Raw genomic sequence first — 15,848 nt, forward strand, 5'->3', positions numbered from 1 at the left:
GATGGCCGATGAGGGGATGATCGAGAACCGGACATTCGATGAAATCCGGGTCGGCGACACAGCGAGCATGACCCGGACGCTCCGCGAGGAGGACATCAAGCTGTTCGCGCTCGTCTCCGGCGACGTCAATCCGACCCATCTCGACGCCGACTTCGCGGCCACTGACATATACCGCCGCGTGATCGCGCATGGAATGTGGGGCGGCGGCCTGATATCCGCGGTACTCGGCACTGAACTGCCGGGGCCTGGCGCTGTCTATCTCAGCCAGTCGCTGCGCTTTATCCGGCCGGTGGGCTTGGGCGACACGATCACCGCGAGCGTGACCGTCGCCGAGAAACGGCCCGAGCACAGCGTCGTCGTGTTCGACTGCCGCTGCGTCAACCAGAACGGCGAGGAGGTGATCTCCGGGCGCGCGGAGGTGAAGGCGCCGAAGGACAAGGTGCGTCGTCCCCGCATCGCACTGCCTGATGTGCATTTGGCCGAGCATCGCGGCTATCGCCGTCTCGTGGAGAAGACGACGGGGGGCGAAGCGGTGGCGACCGCCGTCGCGCATCCCTGCAGCGCCGCGGCTATCACGGCTGCGGTGGAGGCGGCGGAGGCCGGCCTGATAACGCCGATCCTGGTCGGGCCTGAAGCGAGGATCAGGAAGGCTGCGGAGGAGGCCGGCAAGGACATCGCCGCGCTGCGCGTCGTGCCGGCCGCCCACAGCCACGACGCGGCAGAGAAAGCGGTCGCGCTGGTGCGCGCCGGCGAAGCGCGGTTGCTGATGAAAGGATCGCTCCATACCGACGAACTGATGGGTGCGGTGGTCGTCTCCACCACCGGTCTTCGCACCGAACGCAGGATCAGCCATGCCTATGTCATGGACGTGCCGGACCATCCGGTGCCGCTCATCATCACCGACGCCGCGATCAACATCGCGCCGACGCTGGAAGAAAAGGCCGACATCATCCGCAACGCGATCGACCTTGCCCATGTGCTCGGCGTGGAGGAGCCGAAAGTGGCCATTCTCTCTGCCGTCGAGACCATCAATCCGGCCATAGGCTCGACCCTCGATGCAGCCGCGCTCTGCAAGATGGCGGATCGCGGGCAGATTACCGGCGGCATTCTTGATGGGCCGCTCGCCCTCGACAATGCGATCAGTGCAGCGGCCGCGAAGGAGAAGGGCATTGTCTCTCCCGTCGCCGGCCAAGCCGACATTCTCGTCGTGCCCAATCTTGAGGCCGGGAACATGCTCGCGAAGCAACTGACCTTTCTCGGCGATGCATCTGCCGCCGGTATCGTCCTGGGTGCGCGCGTCCCCATCATCCTCACCAGCCGCGCCGACAGCCTGCGCACGCGCCTTGCCTCCTGCGCGGTCGCCGTGCTGATGGCGCGCACGGCGACCAAGGCGGCTCCAGGACTGCCGGCCAGCGCATGAAAGCCATTTTCAGTCTCAACTCAGGCTCATCGAGCATCAAGTTTGCGCTGTTCACGCTCGACGGGGCTAATAACCCCATGCTGTCAGCCGGCGGCAAGATCGAGCGGATCGGCATCGCACCCAGCCTGAGGGTCCGCTCAGCCGACGGCGATATCGTGCTGGAGCGTGACTGGCCGGACGGCGCATCGCTGAGCCACGCCGAACTGCTAAAGGACATCTTCGCTTGGGCGGCGGAACGTTTGGGTGACCGCCAGGTGATCGCGATTGGCCACCGTGTCGTCCACGGCGGGACCGAGTTCGCCGCACCGCGTCTCGTCGACGACGCAGTCCTTGATGCACTGGAAAAGCTCAACCCGCTCGCCCCGCTGCACCAGCCGCACAATCTGGCCGCCATCCGTGCGATTGCGCAGCTCCGCCCGGGCCTTCCGCAGGTGGCCTGTTTCGACACGGCGTTTCACCACGACAAGCCGCCGGTCGCCGCGCGCCTGCCCCTCCCGCGCGCCTTCCATGAGCAGGGCATCCGGCGCTACGGATTCCACGGTCTGTCTTACGAATATATCGCCCGGCGCCTGCGCGAGATCGATCCCGTGCTTGCCGCCGGTCGCATGATCGCTGCGCATCTCGGCAATGGCGCCAGCCTGTGCGCGATGCGCGACGGCAAAAGCATCGACACCACCATGGGCTTCACCGCACTCGACGGCCTGATGATGGGAACACGCTGCGGAGCCATCGATCCTGGCGTTGTCCTTCATCTCCAGACACAGCTTGGCATGTCCGCGGCGGATGTCGAGGACCTGCTCTACCGCAAGTCGGGACTGCTGGGCGTGTCTGGAATCTCAAGTGACATGCGCACGCTGTCTGACAACAGCGGCCCCGAGGCTGAAGAAGCAATCGAACTCTTCTGCTGGAGGGTCGCGCGCGAGGCGGGCGGCCTCATCGCCTCGCTCGGAGGGCTCGACGCCTTCGTATTCACCGCTGGCATCGGAGAGAACCACGCCGATGTGCGCCGCCGGATCTGCGAGCGGCTCGCCTGGTCCGGCCTCTGGATCGACGAATCGGCCAATCTCGGCAGCGCTCTGCGCATATGCGAGGCCAACAGCCCCGTCGCCGTCCTCGTCATACCCACCAATGAAGAGCGGATGATCGCGCTTCATACACTCAACGTCGTTAGAGAAGATCATTCGTAGAACTGTTCATCGCCCGGCGCTGCAAGCGACGTGATCGTCCGCAATACCAACAAACAGAGCATCGCGCCCGGCTGTGCTACGCCTTTGCCCTATTGTTGTGATGCCGGTAATCGAATTCCACGGTGTCGAATGGAGCGTGCCTTCGTGCTATGCGTTACCGGGCGTTGCCGCCCGCGAACGCAGCAAGTCGCGTAGCTTCGGAAATTCGGTCCGCACGTGTTCGTCCAACGCATTTGCGAATTCGCGGGTGAGCCAGAAGCGAAAAACAGCATCGATCACGCGGCCGGCACCGCGAAATCCGACCTCGACCACGTGGGAGAGAGCGACGCCCTCTGCCTGATCTTCGAGGCGCAGGGTGAGTTTTCCGGGCAGCCGTACGCCCTTTATGAATTGCCAAGTGATCGCCTTTCCCGGAACAACGACGGTCACGATCGCGTGGAATCTCAGCCGAAACCGGCCAACATACTCATCCATGTAGACCACGTTTCCGACATCTCCCGTGACCCGGCGCACGGTGTGAAACTGCAAGTGAACCCCGGGCCACCAGGCTTGATAGCTGGCGTCGTCGCAATTCAACATGAAAGTCTGTCACTTCACGGCCGTTCAGGCCGGGGACGCGAATGTTGGTTTGCAGGCGCATCATCTTGCGACCTTGAGAGCCTCGGTCCCTCTCGGACATGGACCTGTCGTAGTTAAACCATAACATCGCCAAGCGACGATGCGAGCGCGCGCTTGGCCGCACGATCCTGACAGGGCGGGGGACGCATTCGCTGCCAGGATTCCGCCCAGGCGCCGCGAAATTTTCTCGGCCGCAAGAGACTGAGTCTCTGGCATGAGCCACTCCGGCCGGAGCCCGCGGCGTCGGTCCAGCGGCGCGCCGTTCGCTGCTGACGAGCCGCGTACGATCGGCGGAGGTTCGGTGAAACCCAGTGCAACTTTACAGCTATCCAGACGGCATGATGGCCTAGAATGTGATTGCACGGATGATCTGCTCGTCAGAAGATCCCGGTCGCCTTCTTTTGTCTCCCTCGTGCAAAATAATGAATAATAGTGAGGTCGCGGTTACCAGAGGGTGCGATCTTAGCTTAGAAGCATTTTAAGTAAAGAAGGACGTGAGGGTGACCGAAAAACTTCGCTTGGACATTCCGATCCTACTGCCGGGCGTCCCCGACACCGATGACGCGTGCGTAGCTCGGCTGACATCGGAGATCCAGGGCCGCGAAGGGGTCGAGGAGGTTCATGTCGCCGCCGCCGGCCCCGGCGAGCCCGCTCAGCTCTGCATCCACTACGACCCAAGCGCCGTACCGCTTCCACGCATTCGCGAGCTCGTGGCAAGCGCCGGAGCCAGGATCACCGAGCGTTTCGGCCATGTCCTTTGGCAGGTCGAGGGAATCGCTCACCAGCGTAGGGCGCGGACGGTCGCTGATCGTCTGCGTGCAGTGCCGGGCGTGCTGGAGGCGGAAGCGAGCGCCGGCGGGCTGGTGCGTGTCGAGTTCGACCGGACCCGAGGTTCCGAGCAGGCCATCCGCGATGCGCTCTCCGGGATGGGGGTCACGGTGACCGGACCCATCGCCGCCCGCCGGCCGGCTGCGAAGCCTGATCGCGTCGACAAAGACCAAGTGGCCGATGCTCATGCAGGTCATGACCATGGCGAGCACAGCCACGCACGGGGAGAGAAGGAGCACGATCACGCGCATGGCGGTGTTCTCGGGTTCAACACCGAGCTGATCTTCTCCCTCGCATGCGGCGCTATGCTTGCGATCGGCTTCGCGATCGAGAAGCTCCTGCCCGCTGCCCCCGGCTGGTTGCCGATCACCTGCTACATCGCCGCCTATTTCTTCGGTGGCTTCTACACGCTGCGCGAGGCGATCGACAATCTGCGCCTGAAGAAGTTCGAGATCGACACGCTGATGCTGGTCGCGGCGGCCGGCGCTGCGGCACTTGGCGCCTTCGCGGAGGGCGCGCTGCTTCTCTTCCTGTTCAGCCTCGGCCACGCGCTTGAACATTACGCGATGGGACGAGCCAAGCAGGCGATCGAGGCGCTGGCCGAGCTCGCCCCGCGAACGGCCACCGTACGCCGCGACGGCGAGACCCGCGAGGTGCCCGTCGAGGACCTCGTGGTCGGCGACGTGGTCCTCGTGCGCCCCAACGAGCGGCTGCCGTCCGACGGGTTTCTCGTGAAGGGCGAGTCGAGCGTCAATCAGGCGCCGGTCACCGGCGAGAGCATCCCCGTCGACAAGCGCCCGGTCGAGGATGCCGCAACGGCGCGCGCCAGACCCAATTCGGTGGGCGCCTCCTCGCGCGTGTTCGCCGGAACCATCAATGGCGCGGGTGCGATCGAGGTGGAGGTGACGCGCCTGTCCACCGAGACCGCACTGGCCAAAGTCGTCCAGATGGTCAGCGAGGCCGAGACGCAGAAATCACCAACACAACGGTTCACTGACAAGTTCGAGCGCCTTTTCGTGCCAGCAGTGCTGGCACTCGCTTTCATCCTGCTGTTCGCGTGGGTGGTAATCGACGAGCCATTCAGCGCTAGCTTCTATCGCGCCATGGCGGTGCTGGTGGCGGCCAGTCCCTGCGCGCTCGCAATCGCTACTCCGAGCGCGGTGCTGTCCGGTGTTGCGCGAGCGGCACGCGGTGGCGTTTTGGTGAAGGGCGGCGCGCCGCTCGAAAATCTTGGCTCGCTGAGCGCGATCGCCTTCGACAAGACGGGCACGCTGACGGAAGGCCGTCCACGCATCACCGATATTGTCCCGGCAGAAGGAGTTTCGGAAGAAGATCTGCTCAGGGTCGCCGTCGCGGTCGAGCAGCTCAGCGACCACCCGCTGGCGGCTGCAATTGCGCGCGACGGTCGCGAGCGCCTGGGCCGGCGCGACGTCCCGCAGGCGCATGATCTCAAGAGCCTCACCGGACGCGGGGTGACCGCGACGCTCGACGGCAAGCCGGTCTGGATCGGCAAGGCCGAGATGTTCGGCGCCGACGGCATCGCCGCACTGGGCAAAGCTTCTGCGGCAGCAATCGCGAAATTGCGCGAAGGCGGCCGCACCACGATGGTCGTCCGCCATGGCAGCAACGAACTCGGCGCAATCGGACTGATGGATACGCCGCGCGCTGCCGCCCGCGATGCGCTTGCGCAGCTGCACGCGCTCGGCATCAAGCGGATGATCATGATCTCCGGCGACCATCAGAAGGTCGCCGAGGCGATCGCCAAGGATGTCGGGCTGGACGAGGCCTGGGGCGACCTGATGCCGGAGGACAAGGTCGAGGCGATCAAGAAGCTGCGCGCCGAACAGAAGGTCGCCATGGTCGGAGACGGCGTGAACGATGCGCCGGCGATGGCGAGCGCGACGGTCGGCATCGCGATGGGCGCGGCCGGCTCCGACGTCGCGCTGGAGACAGCGGATGTTGCGCTGATGGCCGACGACTTGAGCCATCTGCCTTTCGCGGTGGGTCTCAGCCGCCACACCCGCGGGATCATCCTCCAGAATGTGTTCATCAGCCTCGGCGTGGTCGGGCTGCTGGTGCCGGCAACGGTCCTTGGCCTCGGCATCGGCCCGGCGGTGGCGGTTCACGAGGGCTCGACGCTGGTGGTCGTCGTCAACGCGCTGCGCCTGCTCGCGTATCGCGACAACAGGCGGTAGGGCTTTGGAGCATCTGAGGCTATGGACGCTCGGGCTGGCCACGCAACCGCGTAAACGGTCTACTCCCCCGTCAGGCGATAAGACTGACTACAATCCCGGTAACCGCCCAGGGCGAATTCATGAATGAGTGCGCCCATGAGTTTGTCTTGAGGAACAGCCGCCTCATTCACAGCCTTCTCGGCATGTGTGGGGAAGTCATGCACGCGCCAGTGGTTAAAGACATTCTGCTGCAGGACGCCTGGTGATAATGTTAGCCGTCACCACGAGGTGTTTGGAATATAAGAACGGCAGCTCGATGTCGTTGCGCCGAGTAGGTGGAATAGGAGTTGTTGCTTGCGTTCGATCCGCGGATGTTTGCGGACGTTTCCATCCCGCCAGAGGAGGTCAAATGCATAGTAGAACAGCCGTCCTGCCTGTGCAGGCGCTAGTGTCCCAAGTCACAAGTTCGCAATCGTAGATTCGCAGTAGATTTGCATCGCTGTGCCAAGAGGGAAGCAAACAGCGACGGAGCATCTAATGGCGGTCCAGCAACTGCCCCCCCTGACATTGAGCGATGAGGAGCGTGCCGAGCTGGAGTCGCTGACGACGCGGCGGAAGACGGCGCAGGCACTGGCTCTGAGAGCCCGGATTGTGCTGACCTGCGCTGCAGGAGGTCAGAACACGGAGGTGGCGGCCAAGCTGGAGCTGGACCGGCAGACCGTGGGCAAGTGGCGGCGGCGTTTTGTGAAGCGGCGCGTGGACGGGCTGAACGACGAGCCGCGCTCCGGGGCACCGCGCACCATTGACGATACCCTTATCGAAGCCGTGAGGACGCTGGAAAACTGCCCCGAGAACGCCACCCATTGGAGTTCTCGCGACATGGCGAAGGCCAGTGGCCTCTCGGTGTCGATGGTGCAACGCATCTGGCGGGCCTTCGGGCTCCAGCCGCACCGGCTGGAGCCGTTCAAGCTCTCAACCGATCCGAACTTCGTGGCCAAGGTGCGCGACGTCGTGGGCCTTTACGTCTCGCCGCCGGAGCACGCCATCGTTCTGTGTGTGGACGAGAAGTCTCAAATCCAGGCGCTGGACCGCACTCAGCCGATGTTACCGATGCGTCCCGGCCAGCCAGCCCGAAGGAGCCATGACTACAAAAAGGCACGGCTCTACATCGCTGTTCGCCGCCCTCGACATTGCGACCGGACGGGTCATCGGCAAGTGCTACGGACGGCACCGTGCCGCCGAGTTCCGCAAGTTCTTGGACGAGATCGAGGCCGCCGTGCCGCGCGAACTCGACGTCCATCTCGTCATGGATATCTACGCCACCCACAAGACCCCGCTGATCCGGAAATGGCTGACTAAAAGGCCGCGTTGGCATGTGCACCTGACCCCGACCAGTTCGTCATGCCTCAATCAGGTCGAGCGCTTCTTCGCGCTCCTTACCGATCAGAAGATCAGGCGAGGTGTCTATCGCAGTGTCGCCGCCCTCAGGGCTGACATCACTTCGTTCATCGAGCGGCACAACGCCGATCCCAAACCGTTCCGATGGACCAAGTCCGCCGATGACATCCTCGCTTCCATCGAGCGCTCTGCCGATACAATGCCCCAATCATTTTAACGGTACCGCAGTTGTCCGCGTTTATTTCCAGAATTCGTTCTCCAGGTTTCGGCGAGGCTTCTTGGAAAAGCGGCTCCCACCAACTTCCCATCCGTATCGTTCGCCGATAGCCCCGCTTGTAAATGCGTGTGAGTAGGCACGCCAGTAGTGAGCGAGGGAGCAAGGTCACGCGCATGGAAGATCTCGCAGGCGCTGATCTAACGGAATGCGTTCAAATGCCGGCATTTGACTTTCTCCGTCCCATAAAACCGAAGTTTCGTATGCCCCATTCGACCTTGCGACCTCGAAACTTAGCAGACTTTTCAATTCAGCGCGCCGACAATTGCGGCTGCGGCAAGGCAAGTGCGATTTAGTCAATGCGTCCATGCGCCCGGTCCACTGGTTACTCTCGCGGTTGCCAACAATTTGGCACGCATTGTCAGGGCAATCCTGCAGAGCAGGTAGCACCTTTTGGGGAACAGACGTTCAGAATCACGTGGTGGGGCTTGGCAATGAGGCCTTGCGGTGACCCCATCAATAGCGTCTCGACAAACGAAAGCCGAGTTGGACAAGGGCAATGACCCTTGATGGCATCCGCTCGACATACCGAGGATCAGGACACTTCGAACCTGTGCACGGACTTTGAGTTGCACGGACATTGAGTCCGTCAACGATGACGGGGGCCCGATCAGCGGACAACCATCGAGGCCATGTTGTGAGAACAGACCACAAGCAAAGGCCGGACAGATGACCGCAACGACCAAATGCTATGACGTTAGAAAAGCTCGGCCATGTGGGTGTCATCCACAGTGATGGTGTGGATGGCGTCCGCTACCGGCATCTGATGTGCCAAAGTGAGTCGTTGTCAGATTCACTTAAAGGGAGCCATCCACGATGCCCACTATGACAATCGGACTTGATCTCGCCAAGCACGTTTTCCAGGTTCACGGTGTCGACGCGACTGGCAAGGTCGCGGTTCGCAAGAAGCTCCGTCGCTCGGAAGTACTCGAGTTCTTCAAAGGACTGCCGCGTAGCCTGGCCGGCATCGAGGCCTGTGGCACCGCCCATCATTGGGGTCGCGAGCTGACGGCACTCGGGCACGACGTCCGGCTGATGCCAGCGGGCTACGTCAAACCGTACGTTAAGCGCGGCAAGAATGACGCAGTGGGTGCAGAGGCGATCTGTGAAGCGGTAGCCCGACCCACAATGCGATTTGTCGAAATCAAAAGAGCTGAGCAGCAATCGGGCTTAATGCTACATCGGACACGAGAGCTGCTGGTCCGTCAGCGTACAGCGCTGATCAACTCGTTGCGTGGCCAGCTCGCTGAGTTCGGACTGGTCGCGCCCAAGGGAGTCTGGAGCATCCCGGAGCTGCATGCGCTTGCCCAAGGCGCGACCCCAGCGGTCCTCCCCGATGCGGTCCGCAGCTGCGTCGAGCTGATCATGGGCCAGATCGACGATGTGCAGACACGCGTACAAACGATCGAGAACGCCATTCGAGTAGCGCACCGCGCCAGCGAGGTCAGTCTGCGACTGCAAACGATCCCCGGCATCGGAGTGATCACGGCATCCGCAATTACAGCCACCATTGGAGACATCAAAGTCTTCAAATCCGGGCGGCATCTGGCAACGTGGATCGGGCTTGTCCCACGGCAGTCCGGATCCGGTGGCAAGGTCCATATGGGAAAGATCTCGAAAAAAGGCGACGCGTATTTGCGCAAGCTGCTCGTGCTTGGCGCCACCGCCGTGATTCGCTATTGCCGTAACAAGCCCGAGCTTGCCGGCTGGATCAACGCGCTCCTCCAAAGGCGTCCGGCGCGCGTGGTCACGATCGCGGTGGCCAACAAGATGGCGAGGATCGCGTGGGCGGTGATGAGCCGAGGCGAGGCATTCCGCCAGGAAGCCTCCGCCATCGCGTAAGGAGAAGCGGCCGGGAAGGAAAAGAAAGTCAGCTGCCGAGTGGGATCATCGAATTGGTGAGAGCGACGACGACGTAATGGCAACCGGTCGAGACCGAGGATCGGGACAACCCGTACCTGTGCATGCGCATCAAGCGCGCCATAGTGGCTGGGACTCGATCCGCGGACTACCATTAGAGCCCGCGGACCAGGAATCCGCTTCGATGAGGCCGGACCGATGACCGCACCCCGACCACCAATTGTCAGAGCGTCGAAAAAGTTCTTGCCATGCGGGCGCCATCCACCGATGCACAGGTGTGAAGAGATCATTTTGAAGCAATTTGACGCGCTTCTCATCGGGTGATCTTGGTTCGTCTTGGTTCAGTTTGCGTCGGAACCCGCGGACTCGAGCCTGCGGCGGTGTTTGAGAGCACTTGCCGACGAACTCGAAGTCTGAAGGAGCCGGTCGATCCCCTACGGCTCGATCGTGCGGTGCGCCGGCATCTCGGGCCTGTCCAGGAATTCCGGAATGAGGGATTCACGTGGTCACGGATCGCGCATCCCTTTGCTGCGGTCGGCATACGGCGCGCCGATGGGGGCCTTCTCGGCCGATCGTCTGCGTAGCGGTCAGGCGCGGGATTCCTGGGGACCTGGCTCACAGGAACGTTACGCGCGAATACTCAGAATCCATCTGCTCCCTGGAGGGCTTGCTAGCCTCGGGGTTCAAGGAACGCGTCGGAAACCATCATGAACTCGAACCTGCGACGACGGCTAAATGCGGTTGCTCACGATCTGCGGGGACCACTCGGACGCATTCCGCTCGATCGGGTCTTGCGAAGACATCTCGATCTGTTCGAGGAGTTGCGACGCGAGGGATGTACATGGTCGCAGCTGGCGCGGGCCCTAGCGGCGGCCGGGGTCAGGCGCGCCGACGGGGAGATGGTTTCAGTTGATCACCTGCGTGGGACGGTGTCGCGCCAGATGCGGGAAAAAGCGTCCGTGCTACAAGACCCGCCGAAGAAAGATCGTGCGCCACAGCGAACGGCGGTCTCGGTGGGCCGGACGCGTTCTACGCCCCAAATCGGCAAAACAGCCAAGCTCAGAGGGCGGAAAACGGCTCGAAGATCGCCCGTGGTTGCACTTGATCCTGCATGAGCTTCCAAAATTCGTCTGGATTCATTTTGCTTCGGGTAACGCGATGAACTCTAACTTGCAGCGACGGCTGAAGGCGCTCGTTGACAATTTCAAGGGACCGCTCGGCCCTATACCGCTCGATCGTGCGGTGCGGCGGCATCGCGGCCTGTTCGAGGAATTCCGGGATGAGGGATTCACTTGGTCACAGATCGCGCGTGCGCTTGCTGCGGCCGGCATACGGCGTGCCGATGGGAGTTCTTTCTCGGCCGATCGTCTGCGCGGTGCGGTATCGCGGCAGATCAAGGGGAATGCGTCCGCGTCAACAGGCCGGCCTGTGGAAGACAGCACGCGCCAGCGGACTGCCGCACGAGAGGAAACGGCGTCATCCCGATCCATGACCGGTGAAACAGCCGAGCCCCGGGCCGGGAGAACGGTTACCGTCAAACCGGTCGCCGTGCCGAAATCAGACCAGCCGACGGCTGGTTCGCGTTCGATCCAGGACAAGCTTTCGCGTGTGGCTAAGTTGCGAGGCGGATAGGCTCAAGGTCGCAGCTCACAGGAACGTTACCAGCCGGATACTCAGAATCCATCTTCTTGCCGATGAGCTTGTTAGCCTTTGCGGCGCCGATGACCAAGGAAACAAGCATGGCGGCAGACCTGCCGACTTCGGACATCGAAAGGAACAAGCTGCGCAAGCTGTTGCTTTCGGACACACCGTTCCAACGGTATCTCGACTTCAGCCGGCCGGTCGTCGCGGTGAGCGGGGAGGCCATACGCGAGGGAAGGGCCGCTTATCCGCCGCAGGTTCCGCTGAAGATGAAGATAGCGGCTGGCTGGCCGGCTCAAAGTCTGCAAGGGATGATTGTCGATAGCCTCGACGATCCCCTCCCGATCCAGGCAACGCCCGAGGAACGGGAACGGTTTGACCGGGGTGAGCCGCTGCTGGTTCGAGCAAATATGGTCGGCATGCGGCCTGAGCGGTCAAGCGGCGGCCAGGTTGCCGACGATATCGAGAAGCAGATCAAGGACGCCTTCGCTGTCAACGTCTTCGTGATCTTCGAGCGCCTTCGGTATCTTGTGCCGCTGCGCGATGGGAAGAATGTCCGTAACTGGGCGGATCAGGAGGCGGCGCAGAACTTCATCTTCGACAAGGAGTTACTGCCGCTTCCCTGGCCCGAGCGCGATCATCGCACCACCGGGAAGCGCCGCCGTCGCCTCATCGATACGGCCTGGCGCAACGGGCAGCGTCAGAAGTTCCTGCGATGCCTGTACCCGAGCAAACGGCTGCGCCGGGAGATCGCCGCCTGGGCGGAGGGCTTTCGCGGCCAGCGCCAGGATGTGATCGAGGAGGAAATCCGTTTTCAGAAGACTCAGTTTGTCGCGCTCAACATGTGCCGCGAGCGGGCGAAGGAGTTTCGCTTTATTGAAAGCGAAATCAGTGAGAGCATCCGGCGGGAGCCGGACGGAGATGGGTTTCTCGATCCGAAGCAAGCGGCGGTGGCCGCAGGTTTCAACCACCCGATCGATGCCGGGGCGATCTTTCCCGCGGTCTATGCCGGGGATTTCGATCCAAAGCTGATGTTCCATCGGCTGGCGAGTTTGAAGGGCTTTGAATTCGTCCGGGACATTGGGAGGATCGCTCGCAGGCAATCCGCACCGTTGTCTCCTGCGCAGTTCATCGAACGGATCGAACGCAGCCGGCAGCATCTTGAAGAGCAGCCCGAGATGTTTAGCGAACGTCGGCACCCCGAATTGATGAGCGGGCGGGAATTCCTGCTTTACGCGTACAAGAATTATGAAGATCAGTGCGCGGCGTACCTCGCGCGTTGAATTTTTTCCGGAAGCCGACTCAGAATCCGTCCGGCCTGTTCGATTCCATGGCTTCTTCCTTCGCCCCGCGATCAACCGGGACGAAGGAACAAGCCATGACAGAGACAGACAAGAGGCGCTGGGCCATCGTTGTCGCCAACGAAAAAGGCGGGGTTGGCAAATCGACGCTGGCGCTGGCCATCACTGACAAACTGACGATCGCGGGATACTCGCCGGTCGTTATTCAAATCGACCGTCAAAAGCGGTTGTCGGCGGCGCTGGGCCAGGACGTCATCACGATTGCATCCGATCCCAAGGCGGCGCGTGCGGATCCCGGCAAGGAGCTGGCGCGGTTCAGCCCGGTGCTGGACGCCGTCACGCAAGCGGAGACGGCCGCTCCGATCCTCGTCGACATTGGCGCCGGCGAGGTTGGCCGGTTCTCCGAATGGGCGGCTCTGGTCGACCTGGACGAAGAATTTGGCGAATTCGGTTTCCATCCGGTCGTCTTCATACCATTCACGGCCGAGGCAGAATCGATGCGACAGGCGCATTGGACGGTCGAACGCCTGACGACGGCCATCCCTCGCGCGGACATCATCCTTGCCGAAAACCAGCGCGATGGCCGCATCGCCGATCTGCATCCGGCCTCCTCTGCCTGGCAGGAGTGGGCCGATAAGCTCAAGCCTGCTGCGGAGAGAAATACGCTCATAGTGATGGGCGCCATTCCCGGCGGCTCATGGCGGTATTTCGAGGCGGCCGGCTCCCGGTTCATCGATGTCGTGGACCTCGAAACGCCGGCAGCCATGCAATTGAGCGGCCTGCCACGCGCGGAAGCCAAGATCGCACGCGGTGACGTTGCCCAGTGGCTGGTGGCGCTATTCGCAGAACTCGACCGTGCCTTCAAGACGACGGAGACAGTCGATGAAGAGTGAGAGTTTCAGAGCGGCGGCGTCACGCGCCATCGACGAAGGCAGCCGTGAGCGGTGGGCAACCGCACAGCGGCTGGCCTCGCAATTCGAGACGGGCGCGGACGAATTCGACCTACGCTCGCTGGAGCGCCTCGGAGAAGAGGGCCTCGCGGCGTTCCTGTCGAGCCTCGGCCATCAAAACCCGTTTCCGAATTGGCAAGAAGTAGAGCCCGCCCCGAACATCCAACCCTCCTCCGACCCGGAGGCTGGAAGGGATTACGGCTGGACGATTTTGCGATGCCGCGAACCCCGTTGGTTGGTCCGTGCTGTCGTGCGTGGATGGGCTGCGGGCTTTGCCCTTGCCGTCATCGGCTCGATCCTTCTCAAATTTGTGGAGTAACAGGACAGTGACAACCATCAAGGTCAAGAAATCCCCAAGCCCCGCACTGGCAGCCGCGCTACTCGTGGCATGCGGTGTCATGGTCTTTAGCTTCTTCATCATCACCCTTCTCGCCCCATTTGACAATCCGAACATCACCCCGGCTTATTTCTGGAGAACGGTCTGGGATGAAGGTTTCCACCGCCACTGCGGACCGGGGCCGTTGCAGGTCTTCGATTTCGATTGCCGCACAGCGAACCTTCGGGGGTGGTTGGCCTGGCCGCCGTTCTATCTCCGGCTCTGCCTGTTTTTTGGCTGCACGATAATCGCGGCAACCCTTGCGGCAATCTGGAGCTGGAAGCACACCTCGCCCAGGGAGACCGTCCGCACCATCCGGGGGCTGTGGCCGAAATTCGGCGCGGAGGGGCGAGCCTCGTTGCGGAAGGCCGTTGCCGTGACGGGGATACCGCAACCGGATTCGCTCTGGCTTGCACCTTACGTTCAGCTCACGCCTGTCGCGGAAGCTTCCAACATTCTCGTCATCGGTGACCAAGGTTCGGGCAAGAGCGCCGTGATCCGTGGCTGGGCGGAACAGATTCTGGCACGTGGGGAGCGGTCGATCATTCACGACGCCAAGGGGGACATTCTTGCCTGCGCTCCGATTGACGAGATTCTTCTGGTGGCGCCTCATGACGCAAGAGGATGGACCTGGGATATCGGCCGCGACGTAATCAATGCGCAAGGCGCGCGCGAGGTTGCGGAAAAGCTCGTGCCGTCGGGTTCAGAACTGGAATCGATGTGGTCCAATGGCGCCAAGGCCATCCTGTCGGGAGCCATCGAGGCGTTGCAACGTGAGCGCAAAACCGATTGGGGATGGGCCGATCTGTTCAAGTTCGTATTCAAAAGCCCGAAAGAGCTGCGCGCGGCTCTTGAGGCCGCGCACTCACCGAGTGTCCACCTCATCGAAATCGACGCCGATGGGGTGGCCAACAGAACCACTCTGAGCCTCATGTTGACGCTGTGGGTCGCGGCCCTGACGACGATCCGGCCGCTCGCACAGGCGGAGGCATCGAACAAGGAGTGCAGTTTCAGCGTCCGCGACTGGCTTTCCGAGCAGTCCCGTCTGCCGCGAACGATCATTCTTCAGCACAATGCCGAATATCCGCTTCTCTCGACCGCGATCAGCGGCCTTCTTGTCGATGTCGTCTGCGGCAAGTTGCTCAGCCCGTCCACGCCCAAACGGGATTGCCCGTGGTTGCACCTGATCCTGGATGAACTTCCGGTTCTGGGCCGTCTCGAACAGTTTCCCAAATTGCTCAATGTCGGCCGGGAAAAAGGCGTAGCGGCGATCGTGGCGACGCAGGACTGGGAACAGATCCTCAAGCTCTACCAGCGGTACGATGCGGCAACGCTCGAAGCGCGCTTCAAGATCAAGGTCGTCTGTAGACTCGGCACTTCCGAAACACGCGAACGCGTGGTCGGCAAATATGCGGGTCGCCGAACGATCGAAACGTGGGTTGCCACCAGCAGGGACAAACCTGAGAAAATCCGCCACGAGAATGAAATCGATGTGATCGAGCCAAACTACCTGGACGATGAGCTTGGCGTGCGCATCGTTGACGGTTTCCTTGTCGTTCGCGCCCTGGTTTTCGGTCTCGGCAATCCTGCCGTCGTCGAAACTCCGTTCACACAATGGCGAAAACGGCGCGAAGCCTACAGGGACGCCGCCTGGGCAAAGACCAGCGCGTAAGCAAGAACGAACGATCAAGCGAGTGCCGCACAATGTGGCGCTCGCTTTGTCCTGTCCGGTCGGGGCGATGCTATTTTTGGCAGCCGTGTTTTCCGAGCCGGGCGGAGCCCGGCGAGCGGTTTTTTTTACCCAGCACCTTCTTTGCCGGT

Annotated in this window: 10 protein-coding genes and 1 pseudogene; 10 read left to right on the plus strand and 1 reads right to left on the minus strand. The window is 62.1% G+C overall.

All coding sequences use genetic code 11. The features are described 5' to 3' along the window. The first annotated feature begins 1 nt into the window (after position 1). Complete coding sequence (locus BBTA_RS34140) at positions 2-1,420, plus strand: bifunctional enoyl-CoA hydratase/phosphate acetyltransferase (protein ID WP_006022529.1); 1,419 nt, start codon at positions 2-4, stop codon at positions 1,418-1,420. After that, positions 1,417-2,607, plus strand: coding sequence for an acetate/propionate family kinase (locus tag BBTA_RS34145; RefSeq protein WP_006022528.1), 1,191 nt, complete (start codon positions 1,417-1,419; stop codon positions 2,605-2,607). Before BBTA_RS34140 ends, BBTA_RS34145 begins: the two co-directional genes overlap by 4 nt. A gap of 147 nt (positions 2,608-2,754) precedes the next feature. On the opposite strand, the gene BBTA_RS34150 is transcribed toward BBTA_RS34145, so the two are convergent. After that, on the minus strand, positions 2,755-3,186 hold the full coding sequence (locus BBTA_RS34150) for a hypothetical protein (RefSeq protein WP_006022527.1): 432 nt from the start codon (positions 3,184-3,186) through the stop codon (positions 2,755-2,757). 539 nt (positions 3,187-3,725) lie between these two features. On the opposite strand from BBTA_RS34150, the gene BBTA_RS34155 reads away from it, so the two are divergent. The 8 genes and pseudogenes from BBTA_RS34155 to BBTA_RS34185 all read left to right on the plus strand — a co-directional run bounded on the left by BBTA_RS34155 (position 3,726) and on the right by BBTA_RS34185 (position 15,699). Further along, positions 3,726-6,248 carry a heavy metal translocating P-type ATPase gene (locus tag BBTA_RS34155; RefSeq protein WP_006022526.1) on the plus strand — a complete coding sequence of 841 codons (2,523 nt, stop codon included), beginning with the start codon at positions 3,726-3,728 and terminating at the stop codon, positions 6,246-6,248. A gap of 516 nt (positions 6,249-6,764) precedes the next feature. Next, a pseudogene (locus tag BBTA_RS34160) lies at positions 6,765-7,842 on the plus strand (IS630 family transposase). 873 nt (positions 7,843-8,715) lie between these two features. Then, a complete protein-coding gene (locus BBTA_RS34165) occupies positions 8,716-9,741 on the plus strand; it encodes an IS110 family transposase (RefSeq protein WP_006022522.1) in 1,026 nt (341 codons plus the stop codon). A 1,119-nt stretch (positions 9,742-10,860) separates the two neighbouring features. After that, positions 10,861-11,391 carry a hypothetical protein gene (locus BBTA_RS40460; RefSeq protein WP_024921865.1) on the plus strand — a complete coding sequence of 177 codons (531 nt, stop codon included), beginning with the start codon at positions 10,861-10,863 and terminating at the stop codon, positions 11,389-11,391. 107 nt (positions 11,392-11,498) lie between these two features. Continuing rightward, entirely contained in the window at positions 11,499-12,683 is a 1,185-nt protein-coding gene (locus BBTA_RS34170; protein ID WP_006022520.1) for a hypothetical protein, read from the plus strand. 95 nt (positions 12,684-12,778) lie between these two features. Continuing rightward, a complete protein-coding gene (locus BBTA_RS34175) occupies positions 12,779-13,594 on the plus strand; it encodes an AAA family ATPase (RefSeq protein ID WP_012047083.1) in 816 nt (271 codons plus the stop codon). Then, a complete protein-coding gene (locus BBTA_RS34180; RefSeq protein WP_006022518.1) occupies positions 13,584-13,970 on the plus strand; it encodes a hypothetical protein in 387 nt (128 codons plus the stop codon). Before BBTA_RS34175 ends, BBTA_RS34180 begins: the two co-directional genes overlap by 11 nt. A 7-nt stretch (positions 13,971-13,977) precedes the next feature. Then, positions 13,978-15,699: a type IV secretion system DNA-binding domain-containing protein gene (locus tag BBTA_RS34185; RefSeq protein WP_006022517.1), complete on the plus strand. Its 1,722-nt coding sequence runs from the start codon at positions 13,978-13,980 to the stop codon at positions 15,697-15,699. The last annotated feature ends 149 nt before the right edge of the window (positions 15,700-15,848 follow it).

Origin of the sequence: Bradyrhizobium sp. BTAi1, from assembly GCF_000015165.1 — a bacterium.
Lineage (GTDB): Bacteria > Pseudomonadota > Alphaproteobacteria > Rhizobiales > Xanthobacteraceae > Bradyrhizobium > Bradyrhizobium denitrificans.